The organism is Pseudomonas sp. Choline-02u-1 (genome assembly GCF_002836515.1).
In the GTDB taxonomy this organism is placed as follows: domain Bacteria; phylum Pseudomonadota; class Gammaproteobacteria; order Pseudomonadales; family Pseudomonadaceae; genus Aquipseudomonas.
This window is the reverse complement of sequence record NZ_PJBC01000062.1, coordinates 20,190-41,989: the sequence shown is the minus strand read 5'-3', so window position 1 is coordinate 41,989 and position 21,800 is coordinate 20,190. Positions and strand designations below refer to the sequence as shown.

Genomic DNA, 21,800 nt, shown 5'->3' with positions numbered 1-21,800 from the left:
CGCCAGTATGCCAGTGCTTCAATCAAGAGTCGCGAGATCGTTTTGCCACTGCCGGCCCGGCAACCCGCGGCAACGGTTTGGTCTGCATCAACGCATCCAGCGCCTTGCGATAACCCTGGCCACCAAGCGCCATGCTGTTGTTGTGCGTCGCCCCAGGCACCAGCAACAGCCGCTTGGGCTGCTCAGCGGCGTTAAAGAGTTGCTCGCTGAAGCGTGGCGGCACGAAGGCATCAGCCAGGCCATGCACGACGAGCAGCGGCATATGAATGTCGGCGATCTTGTCGATGGAATCGAATTTCTGTGACAGTAGCCAACGCACCGGAAGCGAGGTGTCAGCCACGGCGGCGGCGACATCGGCGAGCGAGGTAAAGGTCGACTCAATAACCAGGCCGCGCACGGGCAGAGGTGTGTGATTGCGCGCGGCTGTCTGACCAAGTTCAGCGGCCAGATCGATCGCCACTGCGCCACCGAGAGAATGGCCGTAGATCAGCCGTTTGTCCGGATCTGGCTGCAGCAGTTGAAAGCGTTCCCACGCAACGCGAGCATCTTCATAAACGCTGCGCTCCGACGGCAGGTCGCCCTTGCTTTGGCCAAACCCGCGATAGTCGATGGCCAGCACTGAATACCCCGCCGCTCGCAGCTGTTCGATGCGGAACAGTTGTCCGGTGAGGTTCCAGCGCACGCCATGCAGATACAGAATCGCTGGCGCATTGGCACGTTCTGCCGGCCACCACCAGGCATGGATGTTCTGTCCGGCGCTGAAGCTTTTCGGTTGCAGATCGAGTTCCTGGACGCTGCCGGGCAGACCGCGATACCAGCCGGCCGTACCCGGTTCGATGCGGAACAACAGTTTGCGCTCGGTGTGTTCCAGCACCGCACAACTCGTCGGCACGCCAATAATCAGCGCGGCCATCATGGCGAACGCGAACCGGCGGCGCCGCAGACGAGTCAGTAAGGACAGGAACATTAATCGTTTCACCACGGCGCAGACAAAGAACGCTTTTTACCAGATGCCTCAGTCTGCGCGTGATTATTTTCGACCACCGTGCATGCGCAACGATTACAAGATGCTGCAATCGCTCACGTTACTTGCAGCACGAGCTTGCCGATATGGTCGCCTCCCTCCATGCGGGCATGGGCCTGAGCCGCGTCAGCTAGCGGGTAGACCTTGTCGATGATCGGCAGGCAGCGTCCGGCGCCAAGGGCAGGCCAAACGTGTTCCTGCAATTGATCGGCGATGGCGGCTTTCTCCGCAGCGGTGCGCGCGCGCAGCAGCGAGCCGGTGACCACCGCGCGTTTGCCTAGGATCGCCAGCAAATCGATATCGTTGGCGCGGGCACCGCCGAGGAAGCCGAGCATCACCAGGCGCCCGTCCAGAGCCAGTGCGCTGATATTGCCGTTCAGATACGAGCCGCCCATGATGTCGAGAATCACGTTCACGCCCTGATCTGCCGTCTTTTCGGCAATGACCCTGGTGAAATCTTCGTCCCTATAGTTGATCGGTTGCCCGCCAAGCTGACGAATCGCCGCGCATTTTTCAGCGCTGCCAGCGGTGGCGAAGGCCTCAATGCCAAATTCACGACAGAGCATCAGTGCGGTGGTACCGATGCCGCTGGTGCCACCGTGAATGAGCACGCGCTGGCCGACCTTGGCACCGCCGAGACCGAACAGGTTGGCCCATACAGTGAAAAAGGTTTCCGCAATCGCGGCGGCCTGAATCCAGTCGACACCGTCCGGCACGGGAAACGTTTGCCCCGCTGGCACGGCGCAATATTCGGCATAGCCACCGCCATTGGTCAGCGCGCACACACGATCGCCGACAGCGAACCGCGTTACTCCGGTGCCGAGTGCGACCACTTCACCAGCCACTTCCAACCCGGGAATCGGGTCCATGCCGGGTTTCATTGGATACTTGCCGGCGCGCTGCAAGGCATCCGGACGATTGATTCCGGCAGCGTGAACGCGGATCAGCACCTGGCCCTCGGCAACGGTTGGCAGGGCCACGCGCCTGGCTTGCAACACTTCAGGGCCGCCGGGTTCAGTTATTTCGATACGGGTCATTTCATTGGGCAGTGACATTGTCGATTCCTGTGAAAAAGGTCGTGTAGATGGGAGCGCAGGCAACGCGCAATGATTCCCTTCAGTTCGCCGCGCAACCAGTTTGAGTCGCAGCAGGCAGCCAGCGCATGGCTTGCTCCAGCAGCAGGGCAACGCCGATCGCGCCGGCGGCGATCATAAACAGCAGCGAATGCTGGCCGCCCGAAGCATTGAACAGCGCCGAATAGGCAAACCCGGCCAACGCCTGGAAAGTGGCAAAAGACACCGTAGCGCGGCTCCAGGCAATCTGTTGACGGTGATGCGACGGCACCAGCTCATGCACCCGGGCCAGCGCCAGCGGCACGATGCCCGGCGGGAAAGAGCCGAGAATCACCGCCAGTAATGCCAGCGCCAGAAACGAATGTGTGACGGCCAGCAAGCCGAGGGCGATGGCTTGCACGACCAGCACCATTCGAATGCCTGCGCGTGCGCCAAGCTGGTCAGCCAGGAAGCCGTAAGTCACCGGCCCGACAATCGCCCCCAGGCCATACATGACCCAGACCGTTGCGCCGACATGCGCCCCGGCCCCCAGCCCTCGAGCTACGTAATCGACCAGAAACACCATGGCGGGCACGAGCCCGGCGGCCATGAACGCATATTGAGCGAACAACAGGTAAACACCCGGCGGTGTCGGCTCATCAGCCGACGGGCCATGCACAGCCGCGGCGTGCGCGGTATCCGCAGGCCAGCCAAACCAGCTCGATGCGGTCAGCAACAACGCCAGCGCGCCCAGCCCCAGCCACGTTGCCTGCAAGCCAAGCGTCAGCAGCGGGGGCACGATGGTTCCGGAACCGGCGATGCCGAGGCCGATGCCAAGGAAGATCGCGCCACTGGCCAAGCCTCTGCGCGCCGCCGGAACGTGAGGCAGCACGGTTGCCGCAACCAGCACCATGATCGCGCCACCCGCAATGCCGGACAGCAAGCGCCAACCGAAGAACCAGCTCACCGACAGCGGATAAGCACAGGCAAAAAATGCTGCCGTAACAGCCAGCATCATCAGGCGCAAAGCGTTGCGATTACCCAATCGATGGGCCATAGGCCGACCGAGGAGGGCGCCAATCAAGTAGCCGACCAGATTGGCCGCGCCGAGGTAAACGACATCATTGGCTGAAAACCACTGCGCCTGAATCAGCGAAGGGATCAGTGGCGTGTAGGCGAACCGCGCCAGGCCAATGCTGACCAGACTGGCGCAAAGCCCGGCGAAGATTGGCAGCCAGAGGCCGGAAGAGTTTGAAGTACGCATGTTTAGCGATCTCGCAAGAGGTGTATGGCACTCACCTTATCGGCTATTGTTGCTGCGCATATGCAGCGATTAAGCGGCACGATGATGCAAAATTGCTTCGGTGAGGATCAGCATGAATTGGGATGATGCGCGGGTGTTTCTGGCGGTCTGTCGCGAGTCGACATTGCGTGGGGCTGCGCGGGTTCTGGGCGTCGACCAGGCCACAGTAGGACGGCGCATCACCGCGCTGGAAAAATCTTTGCGCGCGACGCTGTTCCTGCGCACATCCGACGGCTACGCGCTGACCGCCGTCGGTGAGGCGGCGCTCAAAAGTGTGGAAAAAATGGAGCACTCGGCGCTGGAACTGGAGCGACACATCCACGGGCTGGATGATCGTCTGACCGGTCATGTACGGGTCAGCACCACCGACTCGCTGGCCATCGATTTCATCATCCCGGCGATGGCGCGCCTGCATGATCAGCATCCGGATGTGCAGATTCAGCTGGATGCGTCGACGCAGATCCTCAGTCTGGCCAAGCGCGAGGCGGATATCGCCGTCCGCAATACCCGGCCGGATAACCCGGATCTCATCGCCCGACGAATCGCCCGTTGGCCTGTAGGACTTTTCGCAGCGCAGGCCTACGTCGAGCGCCATGGTGGACCGCAGCCCGGCAGTGCTTTCGAGGGCCATGATCTGGTGGTGTATCAGCCGTATTTACAGAGCAAAAAAGACCTCACACTGGTATCCGAGCCGTTAAGCCGTGGGCGTATCGTGGCGACGCTCAGCTCCAGCCTTCTAGTGCGTCGCTCAATTGCCGCAGGCCTCGGAGTAGGGGAGATCCCGGTGTATATGGGCGAGCGTGACGGTCTGGTCAGACTCTGGCCGGAGCGGACCCGGCCATTGCCGTATGAAGTGTGGCTGGTCACCCACGCTGACCTGCGCCATACCGCGCGGGTGCGGGCCGTGATCGAGCAGATCGTGGAGGCCTTTGCGCTGGAAAACGAATAAGTGATCTCGGGTTTTGCCAAGGCTACAACGCCTGACGAAACAGCCTACGTCCGAGGCAGAATGGGCCGGCTTGTCGCCGAGAGCGATGAAATCTATTGTGACGGCAGTTCGATGCGGATTTCAGTCCCGCATCCAAACGAAGAGCCAGGGAAGGCCTCGTAGCCATGAAGGTGTCGCATTGAAAATCAGGGAAGTGAATCGATATGCAGTCACGGACAGATCGGAAACGGGTCGGGATAGGCACATCATGAGCACCATAAGCCGCGAAGAATTCGATGCCAGGATAGAGACCATCGAGACGAGAATGGATGGCCGCGTGGCAGAAATGCGCGCCGACATTCGTGGGTTTCTCGCTGCCCAGGCAGAGCGGGACAAGGTCTATCTTGAGCGGGACAAGGCCCTGCAAGAACGGGACAAGCGTTATGACCTGATGTGGATGGGCGTGCAGAAAATGGCCGACGAATCGCGGGAAGCGATCAGACAGGCATCGACGGTAAAGGCCAATTACTGGGCTGCTACCACTGTGCATTTTCTCGGCGTGGCTTCATTGCTGGTTGGCGCGCATTTCGCCAATCAGGCGGCGGTGTTGACTACGATACAAACCACGCTGGCGGCGATTCAGATTGGTAAAGAAGTGTCCGTCCCCAAACCTGTCGAACGATCTGCGCCGGTGTCGCCGCAATAAAAAACGGCCTTCATTGGAAGGCCGTTCCGAATCGCGCCAGGTCATGGCATTTCTGGCAACTCCTGTGGCCGCAAGTCGAACACCAGTACTTCGGCATCGACCCCATTGCTCAAGCTCAGCAGCTGCTCTTCACGAACCCGCACGCCGTCGCCTTCCTGCAACGCCTGGCCATTGAACTCGACGCTGCCGCGCGCAACGTGCACATAGGCGTAACGATTGGCCGGCAATTTCAGCGTGGCACTTTCCTTGCCGTCGAATAACCCCGCAAAGACGCGCGCATCCTGACGGACTTTCAGAGAACCGTTGCTCCCGTCCGGCGAGATGATCAGTTGCAGGCGACCACGTTTTTTCGCCGCGCTGAAGTGCTCCTGCTGATAGCGCGGTTTGGCACCGCTGACGTCCGGCACGATCCAGATTTGTAAAAAGTGCACGGGCTTGGTGGCTGAGTGGTTGAACTCACTGTGTGCCACGCCGCTGCCGGCGCTCATCAGTTGCACATCGCCGGGGCGGATCACCGAGCCAGTACCGAGGGTGTCCTTGTGTTCCAGCGCGCCTTCGAGCACATAGGAAAAGATCTCCATGTCACGGTGCGGATGCTGGCCGAAGCCTTTGCCGGCAGCGACACGGTCGTCGTTGATCACCAGCAGATCGGAGAATCCTTGTTCTCGCGGGTTGCGGTAATTGGCGAAAGAGAAGGTGTGAAACGACTTCAACCAGCCGTGATTGGCGAGGCCGCGGTCGGAGGCTTTGCGAAGTGTCAGCATGATGAAATCTCCTGGCGGGACGTGAATTCGTCCGAGTGAGGAGAAGGTTACTGGTTACCAGACAAGGCAATAAGTAGATGGAAATTGAAAGACTGTCCTGCTCAGGTTGACAGTTTTGCGCTATGGTTCACCCATTCGTGTGCGCTGATTTAGCCTGAGTTAGCCATAATGCCCCGGTTCAGCGTGCGTATTGATTCCCGAAATGTGTGATGCCTCCCATGAAAACCGTGGCAATGGTGCTGTTTCCTGACTTTCTGATGCTCGACATGGCCGGGCCGCTGGAAGTGTTTTCAGTCGCCAACCGTTATCTGAAACCTGATTTGCACTATCAATTGACGACGTTAGGCATCGAGCGCGGCCTGCTCAGAGCTTCCAATGGCGTGCAGGTGCAGGCTGATCTGCACATCGACGAAGCGGCTGAGCGCTATGACCTGTTATTGGTGCCCGGCGGGCCTGGCGCCTACAACCAGAGATTTCCCGGGCTGTTCGCCTGGTTGAACAACGCCGTACCGCGCGCCGAACGCTACGGTTCGATTTGCACTGGCGCCTTCATCCTCGGCCATGCCTGCCTGCTTGATGGCTATCGCGTCACCACGCACTGGAATTACACCGAACGCCTGATCAAAGCCTTTCCGAAAGCCACGGTGACCACCGATCAGATCTACGTCGAGGATCGTAATCTCATCACCTCGGGTGGCGTGACCGCCGGCATCGATCTCGCGCTGGCCGTAGTTGCCAAAGATCACGGCAAGAAGATCGCTCAGGACGTCGCCAAGGTCTTGTTGGTGGTCATGAAGCGCCAAGGCGGGCAGGCGCAGTTCAGTCCTTTGATGGCCGCAATCTCACCGCAAGAGACGCCAGTCACTCGCGTACAGAATTATGTGCTTGAGCACCTGGACGAGGCCTTCACCGTCGAGCGAATGGCGGGATTGGCAAATATGAGCGCACGGCACTTTGCTCGCCTGTTCGCCCGCGACATCAGCATGACGCCGATGGAGTTTTTGCAGAATGCCAGAATTGACTGCGCGCGAAACCTTTTGGAAACCAGTGATCTGCCGCTGAAGACAATTGCGTATAAAAGTGGCTTCGGCAGCGTCCGGCACATGCGCTCGCTGTTCGCCGAAAAGCTCGGCCTAACGCCGATACAATACCGGGAACAGTTCAGCTAGAGCGGTTCAGTCCGTCTGACGCAGCTGGATGTCCGTACTGCGTCGGCTGTGGCGGTTGTATCGTCACGCAAGAGTGCCAAGATGTCTGGCATGAATAATCACAACGACACCCACCCCGGCTCGGTGCTGCGATTTGGCCCTTACGTCTTTCACGTGCGCCAGCGTCTGGTTCTTGAAGGAGAGCAGCCGCTGCGCATGGGCGGGCGCGCCATGGATATTCTTCTGGTGCTGCTTGAGCACGCGGGCGAGGTAGTCAGTAAAGAGCAGTTGATTGCTCGTGTGTGGCCGACATCGATCGTTGAAGAGATCAACCTGCGGGTGCACATCGCAGCGTTGCGCCGCGCACTGGGCGACGGCACCAATGGGCAGCGTTACATCATTCACGTGGCGCATTGCGGCTACAGTTTTGTCGCCCCGGTGGAGCAGAACCCACGTGACGTGCTGCCCATGCCCGCCGCCGCGCTCAGGCCACTGCACAATCTTCCGGCACGACTGACCCCAGTCAGTGGGCGCGATGCCTTGGTCGGTAGTCTGGTTCGCCAAATGCCGGTGTGCCGCCTGATGACGATTACCGGTGCGCCAGGTGTCGGCAAAACCACGGTGGCGCTGCGCGTGGCAGAACTGCTGCTGCAATATTTTCGCGATGGCGCCTGGTGGGTCGACCTTGCCAGCCTTGAAGATGACCTGCCGCTGCTTGAGCAGCTGTTGCACGCCCTGAAGACAGATTTTTCAACACTGACGGGTCGCCACGCCTTGTTGCTACTGGATAACGGCGATCATCAGCGCGAGAGCTGCGCGGCTTTGGTCGAAACCCTGTTGCAGGCTGCGCCTCGCCTGTCGATTCTGGTGACCTGCCGAGAAGCCCTGCAAGTCGCGCAGGAGACCATCCAATACGTGCCGCTGTTGGCGATTCCCAAGCGCTCGACATTGAATACCGTTGAAGAGGCCATGAGCTATCCGGCGGTGCAGTTGTTCGTCAATCGCGCGCGGGCGCGACAGCATGGCTTCAGCTTACGTCAACAGGATTTGCCAGGCGTGCGCGAGATCTGCCGTCAACTGGACGGTTTGCCACTGGCGCTCGAGCTCGCAGCGGCGCAGATCGACGCGCTGGGCTTGATCGGTTTGCAGGCCCAGGTTGAAAACGGTCTGCAGTTGCTTGGCCAAGGCCGGCGCACCGCGGTGCCGCGCCATCAGTCGATGGGTGCTGCCATCGATTGGAGCGTTCAGCGCCTGACTGCAATGGAACAGCGTGTGCTGCTGCGTCTGTCGGTGTTCAGCATGGGCTTTACCCTTGAGGCCGCACTGAGTGTGATCAGCAGCGCGGATCTGGCTGGCTCCAGGCTCGTCGCGATAATCGAAGGTCTGGCGCGCAAATCGTTGCTGATTCAGCAACCCGTTCAAGCAACGCTCCGCTATTGGATGCTTAATACCGTGCGCCGCTATGCGCGTGATCAACTCGAGCGAACCGACGAGAGGCTCGAGCTGGAGCAGCGCCATGCGCGCTATCTCAGCCGAACGCGCAACGCGTCAGGCCGGGCACTGGTCGCGCAGACGGTCGAGTAGCCGGCGCACTTTGCGCACGTCCGCAGTGGCGTAGCCTTCGGTGAAGCGCTGGTAGATCGGGGTGAGCAGATCCAGGGCTTCGCGCTGTCGGGACTGGCTTTGCCACAGTTCAGCGAGATCCGTGGCGCTGCGCAACTCCCAGGCCAGCGCGCCTTGGCTTCTGGCGATGGTCAAGGCTTGTTGCAGCGTTTGTTCGGCTTGCAGGATTTTGGTGGCGCCTGCGCGGGCCGATTCGCCAGCAGGTTCGAGAATCGGCTTCTCGGATTCCTTCAATAATGCCGCCGCGTGCGCGCGCAATATCTCCGCCGCGCTCCACCCCGCATCGCCATTGCGCGCCCGCTCCACCAGTGTTTCGTCGACAAAGCGTTCATCGAGCGTAACCATCACTTCCCGGATCAAACCGCTGCTCTGCGCTGACACAGGCGCGGCATTGTCCGGATCGATCACCTGCGCGTAGTGCCGGCCCCAGTTATTGAACAGCAATACCGAATGCTTCTGCGATTGCTCCAGCAGCAACTGCAGCAGAGCGCGGGCGTTGGCGCGGTCGCCGTTGTAATGGGCGATCAGACAACTGGCCAGCGCCAGGGTGTAGCAGATCGACGTTCCATGATTGATCTGCACGGCAATGTCCAGCGCCTGTCGTGCTGCGCGCCATGCCTGCTCGGGCAGACCCTGCAGCCACAGCACGCGAGCCAGCACCGTCAGCGAAGCAACACTCTGGTCGTATTGCACGCCAAAACCATGGGTGAAGCGATTGAGATGACCGCTGTGGGCCATGCGTTGCAGCACCTGCTCGGCGTGCACGCGTGCCTGCGGTTGGTCGCCGGCATAATGCAGGGCCAGCACCCGCAAGCGATGTGTGCTCAGTGACAGCAGTGGCTCGCCGTGCAGGCCGATGCGATCGAATTGCTCACTCTGGGCCAGCGCCGTGCGGTAATGCCCGCAACTCAGATTGACCGCCATGTGCCCGGACACCGCGCGCAGTTGTCCCGCCAGATCGCCGTGTTTCTCAGCCAATTGGCAGGCATCGACGAAGGCCTGGATGGTCTGTGGCGTGCCGCCCCAGGTGTGATAGCTGGCGCTGCCGAGCGCCAGTTTCAAGGCGATTTGCAGACGAGGGCAGGGCTCGGCGGTTTCCTCGAGCAGACTCAGTGCCCGACGCACATAACGGCTGTAATTGCGCAGCCGCGACAGCTCTTGCCACAACGGTGCTGAAGCGGCTGTCAGTTGTACACCCAGTTCATCTGGTCCCGGCCCGTTGAGGCTCCAATCCAGCGCCGCGCGCAGATCCTCCAGACCCCGGGCATAGCGCTCCATCCATAATACGGTCGGGGTATTGTCCCAATCCGCTTGCGCCTGCTGCATCAATGTCAGGCAGCGCTCGGCGTGGCGTTGGCGGGTTGCACTGAGCTCGTCGGCCTGTTCGAGTTTTTCCAGTGCGTAGTGGCGCGTGGTGTCGAGCAAACGGTAGAAAACATCTTCGTCGCCGACTTCGACGCTAAGCAGGGATTTGGCCACCAGTTGCGTGACAGCGCTGAACACCGCGCCGGGATCGATCTGCTGGCCGATGACCACTGCCGCCGCCGAGGCGAGGGTGAAGCTGCCGCGGAAGATTCCCAGTCGCCGCAGGCAGGTTTGCTCGCAGGCATTGAGCAGGTTGAAGCTCCAGTCCATCGTCGCGCGCAGGGTCAAGTGGCGTTCGGCACTGCTGTGCTGTCCGGCCGACAATGGCGGCAGCCCTTTGCGCAATTGTTTGAGCAACCCGTCCATGCCCAATTCGCTGACCTGAGCGGCGGCCAGTTCCAGCGCCAGCGGAATACCGTCCAGGCGCTGGCAGATCTCGATTGCTTGCGGCAACTGCGCAGGGCTCAGTTCAAAGCTTTCGCGGGCTGCAGTGGCGCGCTCGACAAACAGTTGCAGCGCAGCAAAACTCAGCGCCTCGCTCGGCGCCATCGACGTCGACATGGACGGACATTCGAGCGATTCCAGACGCAGCACGAACTCGCCCTCGGCGCGCAGGCTTTCTCGGCTGGTCGCGAGGATATGCACCTTGGGCGCGCCGCGCAGAATCTGCTCGCTGAGCGACGCGATCGCATCGATCAGGTGCTCGCAGTTATCAATCACCAGCAACATTTGTCGCTCACGCAAACCATCGACCAGACAACCCTGCGCATCGCCGTCGGGCGCAGATAGATCGAGCAGCGCCGCCAGATGCGTGCCGATCAGCGCAGGCTCGGCGATGGGTGCCAGATCCACCAGGCGTATGCCGTCGCGATACTGGCCGATCAATTGCTCGGCGACACGCAGGGCGACGGTGGTCTTGCCGATGCCGCCGGGGCCGACCAGGGTGATGCAGCGTCGGCGTGGCAGTTGCGCAATCAAATGATCGACGACCGGCTGGCGGCCAATCATCCGCGTACGGCGCAGCGGCAGATTGTGTCTGGCGACGGCAACCGCAGGTTTTTGTTCGAGGCTGTCGAGCAGGATCGGAGCGACAAAGCTGTAGCCACGTTGCGCGACCGTGACGATGTAGCGCTGGCCGTTCTGCCCGTCGCCCAGCGCCTTGCGCAGCGCCGCCATGTGCACGCGTAGATTGATGTCTTCAACGACACTGTCTGGCCAGACCCCGGCCATCAGTTGCTGCTTGCTCACCACTTCACCGGCGTGGGCCAGCAAAATCAGGAGGATGTCCATCGCCCGCCGTCCCAGGCGCAAAGGCTGTTGGCCTTCAAGTAGCAGTCGTTGCCCGGGATGAATCCGATAGGGGCCAAACGCAATGGCCTGATTCGGGGGAAAACTCAACAGCGCGCTCCTGCGGTGATGCGGCGGACAGGGCGAATCGGTGCCTGGCGCGTGCGCAGGCCGTCTGATCCGGGGTGTCCGGGCATAATCCTCAGGTTTGAGCATCAGTGCAACGGGTGGCGTAACGGCAGCAGTCAAAAAACCGCAGGCTGCGCGGCGCTGCTTTTCAGCTTGCCCATGGCTCGACAGCGCCAGGCGAAGGGGTTGATGCCCTCGCTGCGGGTGAACATGTGGCAGAAGTGCGCCTGATCGCAGAAGCCGCACTCCAGGCTGATCTGCGTCAGGCTGAGGTCGGTGTGCTGGATCAGCAACTTGGCCCGCGCCAGACGCTGGGCGCGAATCCAGTCCTGCGGCGACAGGCCGGTGCTGCATTTGAAGGCGCGGGAGAAATGACTGCGGGACAGTGAGCAGGCACGGGCCAGCTCAGCCACTTCGAGGCTTTCGCCCAAGCGGTCGAGGATTAACTGTTTGATGTGGCGTTCGCGCTGTGGACTGAGTCCGCCAGTCGCGTTTTTACGCGGTTCGCAGGCAGGGGCGAGGGCGACGGTTCGCTGTAGATAAGCCATGGCCAAGGTCCGTGTCGGTGGGGAAGGCATGGTCGGCGCATTCCCTCAGGTCAAAACAGCAACGCTGCGCAGAGGACTTCATTGTTGGGCCGTGGCGTGAGGCTGACGAGTTAATCGTTGTTAATTTCCCTGCTCAGGCTGGAACTCAGCACATCCTTGCAAGTCACCGCCCGGCGTTTTGCGCGACGATGTCGACAAAGCATGGCCGCCGTCGGCCAGGTACAAGGGGAATGCAATGACAAGCGGGAGTACGGCCCCTGCAAACGCGCGGCGAAAGTGCCGTTGATCGAGTAAAGTGCCCAGCGCCTGTGGCAAAAAGTGCCTGACACCGACAAGGAAACCACGCCCATGAACCGTAATGATCTGCGCCGCGTCGACATGAACCTGCTGGTGATTTTCGAAGCGCTGATGTTCGAAAAGAACCTGACCCGTGTGGCGGAAAAACTGTTCATGGGCCAGCCGGCGGTCAGTGCTGCACTGGGGCGTTTGCGTGATCTGTTCGACGACCCGTTGCTGCTGCGCAACGGTCGCGGCATGGAGCCGACAGCGCGGGCGCTGGCGATTCTCAAGGAGCTGCAACCGGCAATGGATGTGATTTCCGGGGCGGTCAGCCGCGCCAAGGAATTTGAACCGGCGAGCAGTTGCGACGTGTTCCGCATCGGTCTGTCGGATGACGCCGAGTTCGGTCTGTTTCCGCCGCTGTTGCGCCAGCTTCAGCTGGAGGCGCCGGGGATTGTCGTGGTGGTGCGCCGTGCCAATTATCTACTGATGCCGGCGCTGTTGGCCTCGGGAGAAATCTCAGTGGGCGTCAGCTACACCACGGATCTGCCGGCCAATGCCAAGCGCAAGAAGCTGCGCGACATCCCTTGCAAAGTGCTGCGCGGCGATGACCGTCCGGGGCCGCTGACGCTGGATGAATATTGCGAGCGGCCGCATGCGATGGTGTCGTTCTCTGGTGACCTGAGCGGCAATATCGACCTGGATCTGGCCAAGATCGGCCGATGCCGCCGCGTAGTGCTCGGTGTGCCGCAATTCAGCGGCTTGCGTGCCTTGCTCGCCGGTACCGAGATGATCGCCACCGTGCCGGATTACGCTGCCTGTGCCTTGGTCGAAGGCTGCGCCCTGCGCGCCGAAGACCCGCCGTTCCCGATCGATGCCGCGCAATTGTCGATGGCGTGGAGCGGGGTGCACGACAACGACCCGGCGGAGAAATGGCTACGCTCGCGCATCAGCCAGTTCATGGCGGCGCCGCTGGATATTTCGGCGCTTTAACCCATCGCGATCACACAACCACGTGGCAGCCTGCCAACTGAGTGCACGCCACCAACCCCTGTGGGAGCGGGCTTGCTCGCGAAATCGGTATGCCAGTCGCGGATGTGACTGACCTGACGCCTCCGCGAGCAAGCTCACTCTCACATGGTTTTGGGCGGCCCGCCAATTGAGTGAATGCCATCAATCCCTGTGGGAGCTCCACCTTGTCTGTCGTTGGAGGCGGACTGTCCGTGGTCTGAAAAACAACTAAGCACACCCATCCAATTTCTCCCGCCCTGGTCTTGGCATGATTCCCGTCAATGACATTCAAGGGGTCGGGTCATGATGGTGTCGAGGGATGAACAGGCGCGCAACATCGGGTTGCTGTTTCTGCGGGTCAGCGGCGGGTTGTTTCTGTTGTGGGTGCACGGCTTGCCCAAGCTGCTGGACTTCACTGCGCAACTGCAACTGATCGAAGACCCGTTCCACCTCGGCGCCCACCTCACTCTCATCCTGGCGATTTTCGCTGAAGTCCTTTGCCCGCTGCTGATCATCGCCGGCGTGCTGGCGCGATTGGCCTGCTTGCCTATTCTCTTTGTGCTGCTCGTTGCGTTGCTGGTCGTGCATCCGCAATGGAGTGTGGCCGAAGGGCAGTTTGGCTGGTTGCTGTTGATTCTTTTCACCACTGTATTGATCGCCGGGCCGGGACGGCTGGCGATTCCTGTTCGTTTGCCCGGAGTGCTGCGTTATGCCTGAAGTCCTTAATCAACAAGCACTGGGGGCCGATGAGACCGTCACGTTGATCATCAAGCACTCGGTCAAGGCCGGTTTCGAATTGGCCTACGAAGCGTGGCTGCGCAACATCGTGCGCGTCGCCGGGCAACGCGAAGGGCATCTGGGTGTGGACGTGGTGCGCGGCAAGCGCGGGCGTCTGGATTTTTACACCTGCGTGCTGCGCTTCAGCTCCACCGAGGCCATGCAAGGCTGGCTGGGATCCGCCGAGCGTCAGGCGCTGATCGCCGAAGCCGCACCGATGCTGGCTGACGGTGATCAGACCGAGGTCGCACCGGTCAACGAGTTCTGGTTCACACCGCTGGCCGAAGCCGGCTCGCCGCCGCCGCGCTGGAAGCAGGCTGTTGTCACCCTGTTGGTGATTCTGCCGCATACCCTGCTGGTGCCGCTGATCTGGGGTCCGCTGCTGGCGCTGCATCCGATTCTTTCCAACTACGTGGTTGCCACGTTCCTGATCACCCTGACCATCGTTCTCTCGGTGGTCTACGTGGTCATGCCGCCGGTCACCCGTTTGTTCACCCCGTGGCTGGAAGCCAGCCAGGCCCATGAACACCTCGATTCCCAAGAAACCTCGCCGCGTTAACGCGGGGTTTGCTTCTTTTCACTTTTGCTTGAGGAACTGCGATGAGCGCCGATCTGATTTTATTCAATGGCCAATTTCATACCGTAGACCGCGAAAAACCACTGGCCAGTGCGGTGGCGATCAAGGATGGCCGCTTCGTCGCCGTCGGTAACGATGCCGAGGCCATGGCCCTCAAGGGCAGCGCCACGCAAGTGGTCGACATGAAGGGCCGCTGCGTCATCCCAGGCCTCAACGACTCGCACTTGCACCTGATTCGCGGCGGCTTGAACTACAACCTCGAACTGCGCTGGGAAGGCGTGCCGTCGCTCGCCGACGCGCTGCGCATGCTCAAGGATCAGGCCGATCGCACGCCGACCCCGCAATGGGTGCGCGTGGTCGGTGGCTGGAACGAATTCCAGTTCGCCGAAAAACGCATGCCGACCCTGGAAGAAATCAACCAGGCGGCGCCGGACACCCCGGTGTTCATCCTGCACCTCTACGACCGTGCACTGCTCAACCGCGCCGCCCTGCGCGTCGCCGGTTACACCCGCGACACGCCGAACCCGCCGGGTGGCGAGATCGTCCGTGACAGTAATGGCAACCCGACCGGCATGCTGGTCGCGCGGCCGAACGCGATGATTCTCTACTCGACACTGGCGAAGGGGCCGAAGCTGCCGCTGGAATATCAGGTCAACTCGACCCGTCAGTTCATGCGCGAGCTCAATCGCCTCGGCCTGACCAGTGCGATCGACGCCGGTGGTGGTTTCCAGAACTATCCGGATGATTACCAAGTGATCGAGCAACTGGCCAAAGACGACCAGTTGACCGTGCGCATCGCCTACAACCTGTTCACCCAGAAGCCGAAAGAAGAACTGACCGATTTCCAGAACTGGACCGGCAGCGTCAAGTTGCATCAGGGCGATGACTTCCTGCGCCACAACGGCGCCGGCGAGATGCTGGTGTTCTCCGCCGCCGACTTCGAAGACTTCCTCGAACCGCGCCCGGACCTGCCGCAGACCATGGAACAGGAGCTGGAGCCGGTGGTGCGCCACCTGGTCGAGCAGCGCTGGCCGTTCCGTCTGCACGCCACGTACAACGAATCGATCAGCCGCATGCTCGACGTGTTCGAGAAGGTCAACCGCGACATTCCGTTCAACGGTCTGCCGTGGTTCTTCGACCACGCGGAAACCATCACCCCGCAAAACATTGAGCGCGTGAAGGCGTTGGGCGGCGGCATCGCGATTCAGGATCGCATGGCGTTTCAGGGCGAATACTTCGTCGATCGCTACGGCAAACAAGCCGCCGAAGCCACACCGCCGATCAAGCGCATGCTCGCTGAAGGTGTGCCGGTTGGCGCCGGCACCGACGCCACCCGAGTGTCGAGCTACAACCCGTGGACCTCGCTGTACTGGATGGTCAGCGGCCGCACCGTTGGCGGTCTGGCGCTGTACGAAGAAGGTTTGCCACGCAGCACCGCACTGGAGCTGTTCACCCACGGCAGCGCCTGGTTCTCCTCGGAGCAGGGCAAGAAAGGCCAGATCCGCGTCGGCCAACTGGCGGACCTGGCAGCCCTCAGCGCCGACTTCTTCAGCGTTGAAGAGGAAGCGATCAAGTGGATCGAGTCGGTGATGACCGTGGTCGGCGGCAAGATTGTCTACGCCGCCGGCGACTTCGAAGACCTCGGCCCGCGTTCGATTCCGGTGCTGCCGGACTGGTCGCCCGTGGTCAAGGTTCCGGGCCATTGGCGCCCGAATTCGCCACTGCAGGCGCAGGTTCACCAGTGCAGCGGGCCGTGCGCGGTGCACACCCACAGCCATGAAAAAGCGCGGATGTCGAATGCGCCGGTCAGCGACTTCGCCGGTTTCTGGGGCGCGTTCGGCTGTTCCTGCTTCGCCTTCTGAGTTCGAAAAAAAGCGCCGGTCATCACGGCCGGCGCTTCAAGCAACAACCATCCCTCCAGGAGTTTTGCCATGAGCGTTCCTTACAAGCGTCTGAATAAAGATGATGCCGTCGTCCTGTTGGTCGATCACCAGACCGGCCTGATCTCGCTGGTGCAGGATTTCTCGCCGAACGAGTTCAAGAACAACGTGTTGGCACTGGGCGACATCGCCAAGTTCTTCAAGCTGCCGACCATTCTGACCACCAGTTTCGACGCAGGCCCCAACGGCCCGATCGTGCCTGAACTGCTCGAGCAATTCCCCGACGCGCCGTTCATTCAGCGTCCTGGCCAGATCAATGCCTGGGACAACGAAGACTTCGTCAAAGCGATCAAGGCTACTGGCCGCAAGCAACTGATCATCGCCGGTGTGGTAACCGACGTTTGCGTAGCTTTCCCGACGCTGTCGGCGATTGCTGAAGGCTTCGAAGTGTTTGTTGTGACTGACTCGTCGGGCACCTTCAACACCACCGTGCAACAAGCCGCCTGGGCGCGGATGTCGGCCGCCGGTGCCCACCTGATGAACTGGTTCGCGGTAGCTTGCGAGCTGCAAGGTGACTGGCGCAACGATATGGAAGGTCTGGCGCATCTGCTGTCCGAGCGTCTGCCTAACTATCGCAACCTGATCAACAGCTACACCAAGTTCACTGCCAAGTAAGAAAATCAAAAGATCGCAGCCTGTTGCAGGCTGCGATCTTTTGCTGTTAGCGCTTCTGCAACCAACCCAAAAAACCTCCCTTCTTCACCGCCACCGGTTTGGCCATCAATGCGAGGCGACTGTTCTGCTGACGCACCGCCTGCAATTTGTTCAAGGCCCGGCCGACTTCGCTGCGCTTGTCCATGCACTCACGGGTCAACTGTTTGTCGAGACGATAGATGATGCTCGACGTCAGCGCCGTGAACGTCGCCTGCGACGGCGTATCGGCGAGAATGCTCTGCTCACCCATGACCTCGCTCGGCCCCATGCGCCCGGCCTCGGTCTGGCCGTTGCCATCCGGCACCGTCGCGCTGACCACACCCGTGGCGATCACGAACAGGCTGTCCGGCACTTCATCCAGGTCCAGCACTACCTGACCCGCCGTGTACTGTTGCGCGACCATCGACGCAGCCAGGCGATCGCGTTCGTCACTGCTCAGCGAGCGGAAAATCTTCACCTCATCCAGCAAGGCACGGGCGCGGCTCGACGGTTCGATCACGCCGTCGGGATGCCGAGAAATTCCCGCCGCTTCGAGATGGCGGTGGGCGAGGTCGAACAGTTGATTGCGCACTTCACTTTTTTTGCCGAGCTCGGCGATGAAACCGCTGGCGACGTATTCCGACATGGTTTCGCCGGCCTCTTTGAGCACGGCTTTCGGCGCGGGACTGAGCAGCAGCGAACTGCTGCCCTGCAAGGTCCGATCAAGGGCATCGAGCACCCGACGCGGACGAATATGGTTCGGTACTTGGATGCTGATCGACACCCCATGCATGTTGCTCGGACGGCTCAGGTTGACAATCTTTGCCTTGGCCGCCACCGAGTTCGGTACCACGGCCATGGTGCCGGCGCTGGTCAGCAGGTGCGTGGCGCGCCAGTCGATATCGAAGACCTTGCCTTCAACGCCGTCGATCATCACCAGGTCATCCACCTGATAGGGCTTGGTGGTGTTGAGGACGATGCCGGAGAACACGTCGGCGAGTGTGCTTTGCAGCGCCAGACCGACGACGATGGCGACCACCCCGGAAGTGGCCAGCAGACCTTTGACCGGCAGCTCCAGCACGTAGCCGGCGGCTGCGACAATCGCGACCAGAAACACCAGCGCGCCGATGACATCCTGCAGCAAGCGACCGCTGTGACCGATGCGGCGCATCAACGCCAGGCCGATCACTTCGGTCAGCACTCGTGCTGCGTACAGCCACCAGAGAATCCCCAGCGCCGTCGCACCCAGTTGCGCCACGCGATCATCGCCGAACAGCGGCGCCTGCAACGGGCTGACACCGGCGTTGATCACCAACGCGCTGAACGCCAGAAACAATGCCAGACGTACGCCGACTCGCGGTGCGCGATGGCTGAAGGGCGAGAAATGCCAGAGTGCGGCGTCGAGCAGCAACAGTACGGCGCTCCAGGAGAGCAGGTGGGCGTAGAAAAGAGTCATGACCGGTACTCCGCGACGCTGGTGAGAAAAAAGATCGCAGCCTTCGGCGGCTCCTACAGGGAACCGTATTCCAGGGTAGGCGCTGCCGAAGGCTGCGATCTTTTGCTTTTATGGATTCAGATGAGTCTTCAGTTCAGCCGCAGCCTGACGCACCGCAGCCTTCACTTCTGGAATCTGGCTCAGCGGATTGAGCAGGCCGAAGTCATGAATCATCCCGTTGTAGCGCACCGAAGTCACCGGCACGCCAGCCGCATCCAAGTGCCGCGCATAGCCTTCGCCTTCGTCACGCAGCACGTCGAACTCGGCGGTCTGCACCAGCGCAGCGGGCAAGCCCCTGAGCTGTTCGGCGCTGGCGTTGAGTGGCGATGCGTGGATCTGCGCACGCTCGGCCGGGTTGGTGGTGTAGTTGTCCCAGAACCACTGCATCATGCCTTTGGTGAGAAAGTGACCCTCGGCAAATTGCTGGTACGAACCGTCATCGAACTGCGCATTGGTTACCGGCCACATCAACAGCTGAAAGCGCAGGGCCGGGGCTTTCTGTTCCTTGGCCATCAACGCCACGACCGCCGCCATGTTGCCGCCGACGCTGTTGCCGGCCACCGCCAGACGCTTGCCATCGACGCCGATGTCCTTGCCGTGCTCGGCCACCCATTTGGTTGCGGCATAAGCCTGATTGATCGCGGTCGGGTACTGCGCTTCCGGCGATGGTGTGTAGTCGACATACACCGCCACAGCGCCAGAGCCGACCACCAGATCACGGATCAGACGCTGGTGTGTCGGGAAGTCACCCAGCACCCAGCCGCCGCCGTGGAAGAACATGAACACCGGCAACTCGCCTTTGACCTTGGCCGGGCGCACCACTTTCAGGTTGATGGTCTGGCCATCGACCTTGATCGCCTTGTCGCTGACTTCCACGCCGGACAGATCAACCTTCACCGAAGCCTGGGCACCGGTCAGCACTGCACGGGCGTCTTTCGGGCTCAGTTGCTCCAGCGGACGACCGCCGCCGGCGGCGAGCGCATCGAGAAACGCCTGAGTGTTGTGTTCGACGCCAGGACTGCCAGCGGCGAAAGCGCTGCTGACGGACAGGGCAAGCAGGGACGCGGCGAGGGTTTTCTTGATGCTCATGTTCAATTCCATTTTTGAGTATTTATACGTTCGTGTAGGAGCTGCCGGAGGCTGCGATCTTTTGATCCTGTTTTGCCATTTCCAGCGTCACTGCAGATCAAGATCAAAAGATCGCAGCCTGCGGCAGTTCCTACCTGTTCAGGGTTGTTTTCAAACCGTGAGCACAGATTAATGGGCTGCTGAAAAGCGAAAAAGCGGCTATAAAGCGTTTAACTGTCCACCAGAGAGTGACAATGAACCCGTTCGAAGACATGCGTATTTTTTGCCAGGTCATGGACTCCGGCAGCTTCACCGCCGCGGCCGATCAGTTGGGCCTGTCCAAGCAGTTCGTCAGCCGTCGTTTGATGCAACTCGAAGAGCGCCTCGGTGTGCGTCTGTTGAACCGCTCGACACGGCGGCTCGACGTCACCCCATTGGGGCAGAGCTATTACGAATCGGCGCTACGTTTGCTCGGCGAGGTGGAGCAGGTCGAGCAGGGCATCGCCGGTGAAACCGCCGAGCCGCGCGGCACGATTCGTCTGAGCGCACCGCTGTCGTTCGCCGTAGCGCACCTGGGCTGTCTGTTGCCGTTGTTTTTGCAGCGTTATCGCGAGGTGACTGTCGAGGTCGACTTGAGCGATCGCCCGGTCGACCTGCTGGGCGAGGGCTACGACCTCGCCCTGCGCATCGGCGTGCTGGAAGACTCGACACTGATCGCCCGGCGCATCGCCAGCATCGAACGCGTCTACTGCGCCAGCCCCGCGTACCTTGCCGAACGCGGCACACCACGCAAACCCGAAGACCTGCACAGCCACGACTGCCTGCCGTACGGCCACGGGCGCTCGGTGCAATGGCGCTTCAACGAAGCGCCGGGCAAACCGGTGCTGGTCAACGTCACCGGACGCATGCGGGTGAACAACGGCGAACTGCTGCGGGACGCGGCGGTGCAGGGGATGGGGGTTACCTATCTGCCGACTTTCATTGTCGGTGCAGCGCTGAAGGACGGGCGGCTGATGCCTGTACTGGATGATTTACGTCCCGAGCCACTGACCTTATCGGCGGTGTATCCGCAGCATCGCCAGGCTTCGCGGCCGGTGCAGGCGCTGGTGGACTTTTTGCGCGAGAAGCTTAATCAGAGCCACGTGAATCTTTGAGCCTTACGCTGACTAAGCTGTAGGAGCACAAAGTTCACGCAGGAACCGGCTTACATGTTTGCAACAACCGAAGTGACCAGGCTGATCTAGACTCGGATCCGCTCAATCAAGAGCCTCATCCGGAGTGCGCCATGGAAGTGCCCAACCCCAAAACCGCCGTCGAGAGCAATCGTCAGGCATGGAACGATTCCGCCCGTCATCATCAGGACTCGCCGGACTGGCAGATATTGCTCAGCGATGTCGTGCAGGCGGAGTTTTGCTGCCTCGACGATACCTTGCACAGCTTGCTGGACGTCGACGGCAAAGACGTAATCCAACTGGGCTGCAATAACGGTCGGGAAAGCCTGTCGCTGTTTGCGCTGGGTGCGCGCAGTGTCGTCGGCGTGGATTAATCGGCAGCCTTTCTCGCACAGGCCCGCGAGCTGAACAGTCGCTCGCCGCACACTGCCGAATTCGTCGAGAGCGACATCCACCATCTGCCCGCATCGCTGCATAACCGCTTCGACGTCGCCCTGATCACCATTGGGGTACTCAACTGGATGCCCGACATCGGCGAATTCTTTCGTCATGTCGCACCGGTGCTAAAGCCGGGCGGCAAACTGGTGATCTACGAAACCCATCCGTTTCTGGAGATGGTTGATCCCCAGGCTGAAGATCCGTTGCGCCTCGTCAGCTCGTATTTCCGTGCCGAGCCGTTTGTGCAGCAAGAACCGATCGTTTACGTAGGTAAAGTCGAGCAGCCGGCGGCAAAGTCGTACTGGTTCGTGCATACGCTGGGGGCGATTTTCAGCGGCGCCATTGCAGCGGGGCTGAACATCGTGGACTTTCAGGAGTACGCGCATTCGAATCGGGAAGAGGTTTATGACTGCTACCTGAACCAGACGGCGCAGTTGCCGATGTGCTTTAGCCTGGTGGCGAGCAAGGCCTGAAACGCTGTATTGCGACGGCTGGTCTCTTCGCGAGCAGGCTCGCTCCCCCATTGGTTTCGC

Annotated in this window: 18 protein-coding genes and 1 pseudogene; 11 read left to right on the top strand and 8 right to left on the bottom strand. The window is 60.9% G+C overall.

Features of this window, described 5'->3' with window-relative positions:
* Nucleotides 1–22: 22 nt before the first annotated feature.
* The 3 genes from CXF97_RS19270 to CXF97_RS19260 all read right to left on the bottom strand — a co-directional run bounded on the left by CXF97_RS19270 (nt 23) and on the right by CXF97_RS19260 (nt 3,340).
* Complete coding sequence (locus CXF97_RS19270; RefSeq protein ID WP_101159907.1) at nt 23–967, bottom strand: alpha/beta hydrolase; 945 nt, start codon at nt 965–967, stop codon at nt 23–25.
* Between the two features lie 113 nt (nt 968–1,080).
* Nucleotides 1,081–2,079: an NAD(P)H-quinone oxidoreductase gene (locus tag CXF97_RS19265; RefSeq protein ID WP_101159901.1), complete on the bottom strand. Its 999-nt coding sequence runs from the start codon at nt 2,077–2,079 to the stop codon at nt 1,081–1,083.
* A 61-nt stretch (nt 2,080–2,140) separates the two neighbouring features.
* Nucleotides 2,141–3,340 carry a YbfB/YjiJ family MFS transporter gene (locus CXF97_RS19260; RefSeq protein WP_101159895.1) on the bottom strand — a complete coding sequence of 400 codons (1,200 nt, stop codon included), beginning with the start codon at nt 3,338–3,340 and terminating at the stop codon, nt 2,141–2,143.
* Between the two features lie 112 nt (nt 3,341–3,452).
* On the opposite strand from CXF97_RS19260, the gene CXF97_RS19255 reads away from it, so the two are divergent.
* Together CXF97_RS19255 and CXF97_RS19250 are read left to right on the top strand one after the other, a co-directional pair.
* A complete protein-coding gene (locus CXF97_RS19255; protein WP_101159894.1) occupies nt 3,453–4,328 on the top strand; it encodes a LysR family transcriptional regulator in 876 nt (291 codons plus the stop codon).
* A gap of 247 nt (nt 4,329–4,575) precedes the next feature.
* A complete protein-coding gene (locus CXF97_RS19250; RefSeq protein ID WP_101159893.1) occupies nt 4,576–5,013 on the top strand; it encodes a hypothetical protein in 438 nt (145 codons plus the stop codon).
* Nucleotides 5,014–5,054: 41 nt separating this feature from the next.
* Here the strand turns inward: CXF97_RS19250 and CXF97_RS19245 are convergent, their stop codons facing one another.
* Nucleotides 5,055–5,777, bottom strand: a complete 723-nt coding sequence (locus tag CXF97_RS19245; protein WP_101159892.1) for a pirin family protein — start codon at nt 5,775–5,777, stop codon at nt 5,055–5,057.
* A 218-nt stretch (nt 5,778–5,995) separates the two neighbouring features.
* On the opposite strand from CXF97_RS19245, the gene CXF97_RS19240 reads away from it, so the two are divergent.
* A complete protein-coding gene (locus CXF97_RS19240; protein WP_101159891.1) occupies nt 5,996–6,946 on the top strand; it encodes a GlxA family transcriptional regulator in 951 nt (316 codons plus the stop codon).
* 90 nt (nt 6,947–7,036) lie between these two features.
* The gene (locus CXF97_RS19235) at nt 7,037–8,509 is read left to right on the top strand and encodes a winged helix-turn-helix domain-containing protein (RefSeq protein ID WP_101160139.1); all 1,473 of its coding nucleotides are present in this window, start codon (nt 7,037–7,039) and stop codon (nt 8,507–8,509) included.
* Here CXF97_RS19235 and CXF97_RS19230 read toward each other — a convergent pair.
* Entirely contained in the window at nt 8,474–11,311 is a 2,838-nt protein-coding gene (locus CXF97_RS19230) for a winged helix-turn-helix domain-containing protein (RefSeq protein WP_101159890.1), read from the bottom strand. The two genes, CXF97_RS19235 and CXF97_RS19230, sit on opposite strands and share 36 nt — an antisense overlap.
* 134 nt (nt 11,312–11,445) lie before the next feature.
* The gene (locus CXF97_RS19225; protein WP_101159889.1) at nt 11,446–11,877 is read right to left on the bottom strand and encodes a helix-turn-helix domain-containing protein; all 432 of its coding nucleotides are present in this window, start codon (nt 11,875–11,877) and stop codon (nt 11,446–11,448) included.
* A 348-nt stretch (nt 11,878–12,225) separates the two neighbouring features.
* Here CXF97_RS19225 and CXF97_RS19220 point away from each other — a divergent pair, with 348 nt between their 5' ends.
* From CXF97_RS19220 to ycaC, 5 genes are all read left to right on the top strand, one after another.
* Nucleotides 12,226–13,149 (top strand): LysR substrate-binding domain-containing protein, encoded by a 924-nt coding sequence (locus CXF97_RS19220; RefSeq protein WP_101159888.1) that lies wholly within the window; start codon nt 12,226–12,228, stop codon nt 13,147–13,149.
* 321 nt (nt 13,150–13,470) lie between these two features.
* On the top strand, nt 13,471–13,884 hold the full coding sequence (locus CXF97_RS19215) for a DoxX family protein (protein ID WP_101159886.1): 414 nt from the start codon (nt 13,471–13,473) through the stop codon (nt 13,882–13,884).
* Nucleotides 13,877–14,503 carry an antibiotic biosynthesis monooxygenase gene (locus CXF97_RS19210; RefSeq protein ID WP_101159885.1) on the top strand — a complete coding sequence of 209 codons (627 nt, stop codon included), beginning with the start codon at nt 13,877–13,879 and terminating at the stop codon, nt 14,501–14,503. The genes CXF97_RS19215 and CXF97_RS19210 overlap by 8 nt, the downstream gene beginning before the upstream one ends.
* A gap of 41 nt (nt 14,504–14,544) precedes the next feature.
* Nucleotides 14,545–16,383, top strand: coding sequence for an amidohydrolase (locus CXF97_RS19205; protein WP_101159884.1), 1,839 nt, complete (start codon nt 14,545–14,547; stop codon nt 16,381–16,383).
* Nucleotides 16,384–16,452: 69 nt separating this feature from the next.
* On the top strand, nt 16,453–17,076 hold the full coding sequence (ycaC, locus tag CXF97_RS19200; protein WP_016774080.1) for an isochorismate family cysteine hydrolase YcaC: 624 nt from the start codon (nt 16,453–16,455) through the stop codon (nt 17,074–17,076).
* Nucleotides 17,077–17,122: 46 nt separating this feature from the next.
* Here ycaC and CXF97_RS19195 read toward each other — a convergent pair whose 3' ends face one another.
* Together CXF97_RS19195 and CXF97_RS19190 are read right to left on the bottom strand one after the other, a co-directional pair.
* A complete protein-coding gene (locus tag CXF97_RS19195) occupies nt 17,123–18,550 on the bottom strand; it encodes a mechanosensitive ion channel family protein (protein WP_101159883.1) in 1,428 nt (475 codons plus the stop codon).
* 108 nt (nt 18,551–18,658) lie between these two features.
* Entirely contained in the window at nt 18,659–19,678 is a 1,020-nt protein-coding gene (locus CXF97_RS19190) for an alpha/beta hydrolase (RefSeq protein WP_101159881.1), read from the bottom strand.
* A 233-nt stretch (nt 19,679–19,911) separates the two neighbouring features.
* Between CXF97_RS19190 and CXF97_RS19185 the strand changes: the two genes are divergently transcribed.
* Complete coding sequence (locus CXF97_RS19185; RefSeq protein WP_101159880.1) at nt 19,912–20,811, top strand: LysR family transcriptional regulator; 900 nt, start codon at nt 19,912–19,914, stop codon at nt 20,809–20,811.
* A gap of 131 nt (nt 20,812–20,942) precedes the next feature.
* Nucleotides 20,943–21,740: pseudogene (locus CXF97_RS19180) on the top strand (methyltransferase domain-containing protein).
* Nucleotides 21,741–21,800 lie beyond the last annotated feature (60 nt).

Bases quoted from the DNA above. Each gene is read 5' to 3' on its own strand.
- CXF97_RS19185 (WP_101159880.1), top strand. From the start codon at position 19,912: ATGAACCCGTTCGAAGACATGCGTATTTTTTGCCAGGTCATGGACTCC.
- CXF97_RS19205 (WP_101159884.1), top strand. From the start codon at position 14,545: ATGAGCGCCGATCTGATTTTATTCAATGGCCAATTTCATACCGTAGAC.
- CXF97_RS19265 (WP_101159901.1), bottom strand. From the start codon at position 2,079: ATGTCACTGCCCAATGAAATGACCCGTATCGAAATAACTGAACCCGGC.
- CXF97_RS19250 (WP_101159893.1), top strand. From the start codon at position 4,576: ATGAGCACCATAAGCCGCGAAGAATTCGATGCCAGGATAGAGACCATC.
- CXF97_RS19270 (WP_101159907.1), bottom strand. From the start codon at position 967: ATGTTCCTGTCCTTACTGACTCGTCTGCGGCGCCGCCGGTTCGCGTTC.
- CXF97_RS19190 (WP_101159881.1), bottom strand. From the start codon at position 19,678: ATGAGCATCAAGAAAACCCTCGCCGCGTCCCTGCTTGCCCTGTCCGTC.
- CXF97_RS19245 (WP_101159892.1), bottom strand. From the start codon at position 5,777: ATGCTGACACTTCGCAAAGCCTCCGACCGCGGCCTCGCCAATCACGGC.
- CXF97_RS19220 (WP_101159888.1), top strand. From the start codon at position 12,226: ATGAACCGTAATGATCTGCGCCGCGTCGACATGAACCTGCTGGTGATT.
- CXF97_RS19225 (WP_101159889.1), bottom strand. From the start codon at position 11,877: ATGGCTTATCTACAGCGAACCGTCGCCCTCGCCCCTGCCTGCGAACCG.
- CXF97_RS19210 (WP_101159885.1), top strand. From the start codon at position 13,877: ATGCCTGAAGTCCTTAATCAACAAGCACTGGGGGCCGATGAGACCGTC.
- CXF97_RS19215 (WP_101159886.1), top strand. From the start codon at position 13,471: ATGATGGTGTCGAGGGATGAACAGGCGCGCAACATCGGGTTGCTGTTT.
- ycaC (WP_016774080.1), top strand. From the start codon at position 16,453: ATGAGCGTTCCTTACAAGCGTCTGAATAAAGATGATGCCGTCGTCCTG.
- CXF97_RS19260 (WP_101159895.1), bottom strand. From the start codon at position 3,340: ATGCGTACTTCAAACTCTTCCGGCCTCTGGCTGCCAATCTTCGCCGGG.
- CXF97_RS19255 (WP_101159894.1), top strand. From the start codon at position 3,453: ATGAATTGGGATGATGCGCGGGTGTTTCTGGCGGTCTGTCGCGAGTCG.
- CXF97_RS19235 (WP_101160139.1), top strand. From the start codon at position 7,037: ATGAATAATCACAACGACACCCACCCCGGCTCGGTGCTGCGATTTGGC.
- CXF97_RS19240 (WP_101159891.1), top strand. From the start codon at position 5,996: ATGAAAACCGTGGCAATGGTGCTGTTTCCTGACTTTCTGATGCTCGAC.
- CXF97_RS19195 (WP_101159883.1), bottom strand. From the start codon at position 18,550: ATGACTCTTTTCTACGCCCACCTGCTCTCCTGGAGCGCCGTACTGTTG.